At 61.7% G+C, this 6768-nt stretch carries 6 protein-coding genes and 2 pseudogenes; 4 read left to right on the forward strand and 4 right to left on the reverse strand.

Annotated elements, in window-relative coordinates:
* Nucleotides 1–4 precede the first annotated feature (4 nt).
* The 4 genes from JFT58_RS13140 (at nt 5) to JFT58_RS13155 (ending at nt 3336) form a co-directional block, all read left to right on the forward strand.
* The gene (locus tag JFT58_RS13140) at nt 5–1003 is read left to right on the forward strand and encodes a bile acid:sodium symporter family protein (RefSeq protein ID WP_034127750.1); all 999 of its coding nucleotides are present in this window, start codon (nt 5–7) and stop codon (nt 1001–1003) included.
* Between the two features lie 87 nt (nt 1004–1090).
* Nucleotides 1091–1453 carry a type 1 fimbrial protein gene (locus tag JFT58_RS13145; RefSeq protein WP_054899119.1) on the forward strand — a complete coding sequence of 121 codons (363 nt, stop codon included), beginning with the start codon at nt 1091–1093 and terminating at the stop codon, nt 1451–1453.
* Between the two features lie 112 nt (nt 1454–1565).
* Nucleotides 1566–2753, forward strand: coding sequence for a sugar transporter (locus tag JFT58_RS13150; RefSeq protein WP_054917142.1), 1188 nt, complete (start codon nt 1566–1568; stop codon nt 2751–2753).
* Between the two features lie 22 nt (nt 2754–2775).
* Nucleotides 2776–3336 carry a hypothetical protein gene (locus tag JFT58_RS13155; RefSeq protein WP_054898764.1) on the forward strand — a complete coding sequence of 187 codons (561 nt, stop codon included), beginning with the start codon at nt 2776–2778 and terminating at the stop codon, nt 3334–3336.
* A 64-nt stretch (nt 3337–3400) separates the two neighbouring features.
* Here the strand turns inward: JFT58_RS13155 and JFT58_RS13160 are convergent.
* The 4 genes and pseudogenes from JFT58_RS13160 to JFT58_RS13175 all read right to left on the reverse strand — a co-directional run.
* Nucleotides 3401–3657, reverse strand: a pseudogene (locus JFT58_RS13160) (hypothetical protein).
* A gap of 365 nt (nt 3658–4022) precedes the next feature.
* Nucleotides 4023–5222 carry an NAD(P)/FAD-dependent oxidoreductase gene (locus tag JFT58_RS13165; protein ID WP_054898763.1) on the reverse strand — a complete coding sequence of 400 codons (1200 nt, stop codon included), beginning with the start codon at nt 5220–5222 and terminating at the stop codon, nt 4023–4025.
* 111 nt (nt 5223–5333) lie between these two features.
* Nucleotides 5334–6329, reverse strand: coding sequence for a GlxA family transcriptional regulator (locus tag JFT58_RS13170; RefSeq protein ID WP_103299381.1), 996 nt, complete (start codon nt 6327–6329; stop codon nt 5334–5336).
* 62 nt (nt 6330–6391) lie between these two features.
* A pseudogene (locus tag JFT58_RS13175) lies at nt 6392–6550 on the reverse strand (transaldolase family protein); the annotation flags it as partial.
* Between the last annotated feature and the right edge of the window lie 218 nt (nt 6551–6768).

Raw genomic sequence — 6768 nt, forward strand, 5'->3', positions numbered from 1 at the left:
GCTTATGACCCGGCCCCGGTTTCTCCCCGACAACTTCACCCTCACCCTGATCGCCACCGTGATCCTCGCCTCACTGCTGCCCGCCAGCGGCCAGACCGCCGTGGCGTTCGGCTGGGTCACCAACCTGGCCATCGCGCTGCTGTTTTTCCTCCACGGCGCCAAGCTGTCGCGCAAGGCTATCGTCGCCGGTGCCGGCCACTGGCGTTTGCATTTGCTGGTGTTCAGCCTGACCTTCGTACTGTTTCCGTTGCTGGGCCTGGCGCTCAAGCCAGTGCTGTCGCCGTTGATCGGCAACGAGCTGTACATGGGCATGCTCTACCTCTGCGCCTTGCCGGCCACCGTGCAATCGGCGATTGCCTTTACCTCCCTGGCGCGCGGCAATATTCCGGCGGCCATCTGCAGCGCGGCGGCGTCCAGCCTGTTCGGCATCTTCCTGACGCCGCTGCTGGTAGCGCTGCTGCTCAACGTGCATGGGGATGGCGGCTCCACAGTCGATGCGATTGTCAAAATCAGCGTGCAGTTGTTGCTGCCGTTCATTGCCGGGCAAGTCGCCAGCCGCTGGATTGGGGGCTGGGTCGGGCGTAACAAAGCCTGGCTGAAATTCGTCGACCAGGGCTCGATTCTGTTGGTGGTCTACGGCGCCTTCAGCGAGGCGGTCAATGAGGGCATCTGGCACCAGATCCCGCTGTGGGAATTGGGCGGGTTGGTGGTGGCCTGCTGCGTGTTGCTGGCCCTGGTGTTGGTGGCGTCGACGCTGCTGGGCAAGGCGTTTGGTTTTAACCAGGAAGACCGTATCACCATCCTGTTCTGCGGCTCGAAGAAAAGCCTGGCGACCGGCGTGCCGATGGCGCAGGTGCTGTTTGCCGGGGCGAGCATGGGGGTGTTGATTTTGCCGTTGATGCTGTTTCACCAGATCCAGTTGATGGTCTGCGCGGCGTTGGCCCAACGCTATGCCCAGCGGCCGGAGAGCATTCCTGAATTGATGGGGCAGGTAGATCCGTGATGCACCTCTCATTCGCGGGTAAATAAGCTCAAGTTAACCGGCGTGCCGACGACTTACTTCTTAACTAACCCAAGAAGGAGTGTCGGCATGAACGTTCGTCGTGTTGCGGTAATGACTGGCCTCCTGGGCCTGTGGGCAAGTACCTGCGGCGCCGCCCAGACCGTGGGGCAGGGCACCATCAGGTTCAGCGGCGCGATTGTCGAGTCAGGGTGTGCGACAAATGCGCGCAGCGGCTCGGTAATGGAACTGCGCGGTTGCGCCCAATCCAGTCGTGGCAGCCGAATCGAGGTGCGCAGTGTCGCGCCGGTGGTCAGCGTCGACGCACCCCATGTGCGGCTGGTAGCGGACACCGGCGAGGGGCGCCATTACGATCAGCGTTACGTGCTGGTAGACCGCGCCGGCAAGCTGATTCAGTCGGGCAATTACGTGATTACCATGACCTCGCCATAAACCCTGGGGCGACGATCCGCAGCAACAGCGGTGCGAGAAACCTATAGAATGCTCGGCGGCGGCGCTTGTCCTGGGTGGCCGCTTGATCATCGTCAGAGTACCGCGCCCGTCAATGAGCCTTTCAGCCGCAACCCCCCAAGCCAATTGGCAACCGGTCATCGCCCTCGCGCTGGCCGCGTTTGTGTTCAATACCACCGAATTCGTCCCCGTCGGGCTGCTCAGCGCCATCGGCGCCAGCTTTGACATGCCCGTGGCCAGCGTCGGCCTGATGCTCACCATTTATGCGTGGATCGTGTCGCTGACCTCGCTGCCGGTGATGCTGCTGACCCGCAACGTCGAACGGCGAAAATTGTTGATTGTGCTGTTCGGTCTGTTTATCGCCAGCCATATTCTCTCCAGCGTGGCCACCAGCTTCGGCTTGCTGATGGTCAGTCGGGTCGGCATCGCCCTGGCCCATGCGTTGTTCTGGTCGATCACGGCTTCGCTGGCTGTACGCCTGGCGCCAGAGGGCAAGCAGGTTCAGGCCCTTGGTTTGCTGGCCACCGGCACGTCCCTGGCGATGGTACTGGGCATTCCGTTAGGCCGTCTGTTGGGCGAGGCCATGGGCTGGCGTACCACCTTTCTGGTGATCGCCGCGTTCGCCGCCGCCCTGGTGTTCTGGCTGGCGCGCACCTTGCCGCTGCTGCCCAGCCAGAACTCCGGCTCCCTGCGCAGCCTGCCGCTGCTGTTCAAGCGCCCGGCGCTGGTGGCGCTCTACGTGCTGACCGCAATGACCGTCACCGCGCAATTCACCGCCTACAGCTACATCGAACCCTTCGTCGAAGGCGTCGCCGGCCTGGGCGGCAGTGCCGTGACCCTGATCCTGTTGGTGTTCGGTGGTGCTGGCATCATCGGCTCGTTGTTGTTCAGCCTGGTGCATCGCTTCAACCCCCACCTGTTCGTGATCGGCGCAGTGTCTATCCTCGCCGCGTGCCTGGCGCTGATGCTGCCGTTGAGCGGCGCCGAGTCTTACCTGGTGGGGCTGAGCATTTTCTGGGGCATGGCGATCATGGGGTTTGGCCTGGCCATGCAGTCCAAGGTGCTGGTGTTGGCACCGGATGCCACGGATGTGGCCATGGCGATGTTTTCCGGGATCTACAACATTGGCATCGGCGGCGGCGCGTTGATGGGCAGTTGGGTGGGCAGCCACTTCGGCTTCGCCTGGATCGGCGCGGCGGGCGGTTTGTTGGCGGGGCTGGCGTTGGTGGGGTATTGCCTGGCGATTCGGCGGTTTGGGCAGGGTGTGCCGCTTAATAAATGAATTTCACAGGGATTGGTGATTGATGAAGTACTTGATCGTTGCATGTGTTCTGTTAGGGCTCAGTGGTTGCGTTACCAACCAGTTGCACTTCGCGGCGTACTCGACGGAGGCCGAGTTGGCGGCAATCAAAAGTAGTGTTGTACAGGCCGACATCGTGCAAGTGACTGGCGCTGAAAAGTGTACGCGCTGCAAGGAGTCGAGCAAGCTTGTTTGGCATGCTGCTAATTACAATGTCGGCCTTTACGAGGGGTTCGCCAACGTTCCTGTTGACGACTGGACCGACTTCACCAAGCGTGCGGTGGGCGTTTCTCCCTCTTCGACACTCAAAACCAGCGTCGAGATCGACAGAGTCTTCGTCAAGACTTGGAACTCTCCTGACTATTACGCCTGTGAGGTTAGCCTGACGGTGGATATCGCCGGCACGAAATATGCCGGGCATTCCCGGCTCAAGTTGAAGCAGGCGGGGCAAAGCTTGATAGGTGACAAGCTTGCTGCCCTTAACGCGAAGGTATTGGATACTGTAGGCCTGACCGTTAAAGCAGCATATATGAATGCTTTGGCCAACTATCACAAGGTACGCTGAATAAATGCGGCTTTGCTGATTTGCTGAGTTTATAGAGGGCGACCGTAAGGTCGCCTGTTTTCGGTTACGACATCCTTGCCCTTAGCCTACGCCCGATCACATCCAGTAAATCGCAGCCGTCCCGCAATGGAATACTCAACAGCGACGCGAAGTCCTGCAGCACCACGGTATCGCTGCTGATTTCATCGCGAAGTGCCAGGTTTTCCAGAACTTGAGTGACTGCCCGAATACGAAAAACTGCTGCGTCATGCAAAGCATCAAGCGGCGCCTGAGTATCGATTAGCAGTGTGGTATGGTGCAATCGGGGCCCGTTATGGGCATATACCGATCAGATGAGGTCATGGTTCTTGCTCCTATATCTAAGTGAGCCGTCACCTTCTGCCGCCAAGCAGAATTAGGGTGGCGGATTACGCAAGGTTGGCGGACCGGGGATATAGGACCCGGCACTTCCGAAGAAGTCCCTGCGCAACCCGCCATTGCACGAAATCACGGGCGCAAAAAAAGCGCCTGCAATCGTGTTGGGGGCGCCGTTGCGCCTATATCTGGTCGGACCGCCAAGTCCAATCGCAGCACTTGCTGCGAGTTGAAAGAGTAGCCTGCGCGATGCTCCATCGCAACCGGGAAGTGGATGACATCAAAAAAATGGATCGTTCACATCCTGTCATTGTAGTGAGCAACGCGAAGTTCTACGCCACCGGGATCAACGGATCCGCCGCCGCCAACGCCACCTTTCTATCCGCTGCCGGTGGGTAGATCCACACGCTATTGATCTGCTGTTTGAGTTCCTTGGCTTCCTGGCCCACCAGCTTGAGCTGACGGTCCCAGCCTTCGGTGTACACCGCGCCCCAGGCGCCGAGGTCGAGGCAGGTCACGTATTTGGGTTGGCTGTAGGCCATGGGGGCCACGCCGATCAGATCGGCGGCGACGTTGTTGCCGGCGTAGCGGCCCAGCGCGATGGCGTGCTGGCAGGACATGGCAGCGAAGTTGCCCAGCGCGTCAGTGGCGGCGTAGGCCACGTCGCCAGCGGCGAAGATGGCAGCCTGGCCCTTGACCTTGAGGTGGGCGTCCACGTGCAGGCGGCCCTGGGCATCGCGGGTGCCCTCAATCTGTTCGGTCAGGGGGTTGGCGCGAAAGCCGATGGTCCAGATCACGGTGCTCGATTCAATCCGCTGCCCATCAGCCAGGGTCACGCCACCGGCATCCACCGAGGCGACCGAGGTGTTCAGTACCCATTCAAGCCCCAGTGCCTGGCTGGCTTCGATGATCGATGGGCGTATGCCATCGCCCATCGACGCGGCAATCTGCGGCCCGCGGTCGACCACGATCACACGGATGTTGGCCGTCTCACCCAGTGCGCCACGCAGGCGCGCCGGCATTTCGGTGGCGGTCTCGATACCGGTGAAGCCGCCGCCGGCCACCACCACGGTATTGCGGGCCGGGCTGTCGGGCAGGTTTTTCAGGGCGTTGATATGGGCTTCAAGGTGCGCCGCGTCTTCGATCTGATCCACATCGAACACATGCTCGATGCCGTCCATGCCGGGGCGGTTCAAGCGGCTGCCGGCGGCCACTACCAGGCGATCGTAGGCGAGGGTGGCCGGGATGCCGGCCGCGTTGCGGTAGGTCACTTGCTTATTAGTGGCGTCGATGCTGTCGGCGGCGCCTTGCACAAAGGTCACGCCCACAGCGTCGAACAGCGCATCAAGCGGGGCCAGCATGGTATGTACATCGGGCTCGTAGAACCGCGGGCGGATACGCAGCTCCGCTTGGGGGGCGAGCAGGCTGATGCGCACATCGTTGCGGTCGTGTTTATCCAGTAGCCGAACCGCGCTCAAGGCGCTCCACACGCCACCGAACCCGGCGCCAATGATCAGAATGTGTTGTTTCATGGGGTTGCTCCAGAGACCAGATAAGCCGCAAGGCATTGCCGGATCACTGTAAAAGCAGCAGGGTCTGTCCGAAAGGACATATAACCCTGGATGACTGCCACCTCTGCCGGCCTAGCCGGAAAAGCGCTCGCGGTAGTCGCGGGGTGAGATGGCCAGGTGGCGGTGGAAGGTGCAGCGCATGCGTTCCTCATCGCCAAACCCGCAAAGCCCGGCGATCTGGTCGATGCTGCGCTGGGAGTCTTCGAGCATGCGGCGCGCCGCTTCCATGCGAAACAGTTCGATGGCCTTGGCCGGGGTGCGACCGGTTTTTTGCTTATAGACCCGGGCAAAGTTGCGTGGGCTCATATGGCTCTGCGCGGCCAGGCGCTCGACGCTGAGGTCGCTGTCGCGCAGGTTGTCGCTGATCCACGCATGCAGCGCATCAAAGCTGGCGCTGTCGGCGGTTTGCGCTTGCAGCACCTGGCTGAACTGCGCCTGGCCACCGGGGCGCTTGAGGAACACCACCAATTCGCGTGCCACTTGCAGCGCCACTTCGCGCCCGCAGTCAGCCTCCACCAGCGCGAGCGCCAGGTCGATCCCGGCGCTGACGCCCGCCGAGGTCCACACCTGGCCTTGCTGCACGAAGATCGCGTCCACGTCCACCTCGATGCTCGGGAAGCGTTGCTTGAGCAGCTCGCACATGGCCCAATGCGTTGCCGCGCGGCGCCCCTCCAGCAAGCCCGCCAGCGCCAGCAAAAACGTGCCGCTGCACACCGAGGCGGTCCGTCGCGCCTGACCGGAGGCGTTGCGCAACCAGTCCACCAGCGCGGTATTTTCCAGCATGGCTTGCTCAATGGCCGGCGCGCCGGGTACCACCAGGGTGTCGATGGCAGCGGGGTCAAACTGTGCCAAGGCGACGGTGTCGACGCTCAAGCCCTCGGCGGTCGGCATCAGCCCGCCCGCCAGGCTGGCGTTGTGCAACACATAACCTTGCAAACCGCGCTCGGCCATGGCCTTGGTCGCGGCCCAGAACACCGTCTGGGCGCCAGTCAGGTCGAGCAAGCCCATGTGCGGGTAGGTCAGGAACACCAACGTGCGTGGTTGGGCCAAAGGAGAGAGTGCAGTCATGCGCAGGCCAGCAGCTTTTCCAGTTTTTCCTGATCCCGCGCAAACTGTCGGATCCCTTCGGCACGCAATCGCTCAGCGTATTCCGGGATGGCGCAGGCCTTGAGCAGCAGCGACGGGTTGGTGGTGGCGCCCACGGGCCGCAGGCGGCTGATGGCTTCCAGATTGCCGGTGTCGCAGACCACAGTGGTGAATGGCTTGAGTTGTTCAAGTTTGGACGTCATCGCCGCGTTCTCCGGAAAAGGGCACGGCGCTGTTTTACCATGTCCCGCGCACCTTGTTTACCCTGAGGCTGTCAGCTCCGGGCCGCCTTGGCATCCACAGAGAGGGGTAACCGCCAGAGTCCGGTGGAACCCTTCAGCCGGGCACTTGTCCCCGCTTCCCATGTCACCCCCCAGCCCACAGATACCTTAATTTTCCAAGCCTGCCGGAAGCCACTCCA

The sequence above is a fragment of the Pseudomonas sp. MF6767 genome (assembly GCF_016405475.1).
GTDB lineage: Bacteria > Pseudomonadota > Gammaproteobacteria > Pseudomonadales > Pseudomonadaceae > Aquipseudomonas > Aquipseudomonas paracarnis.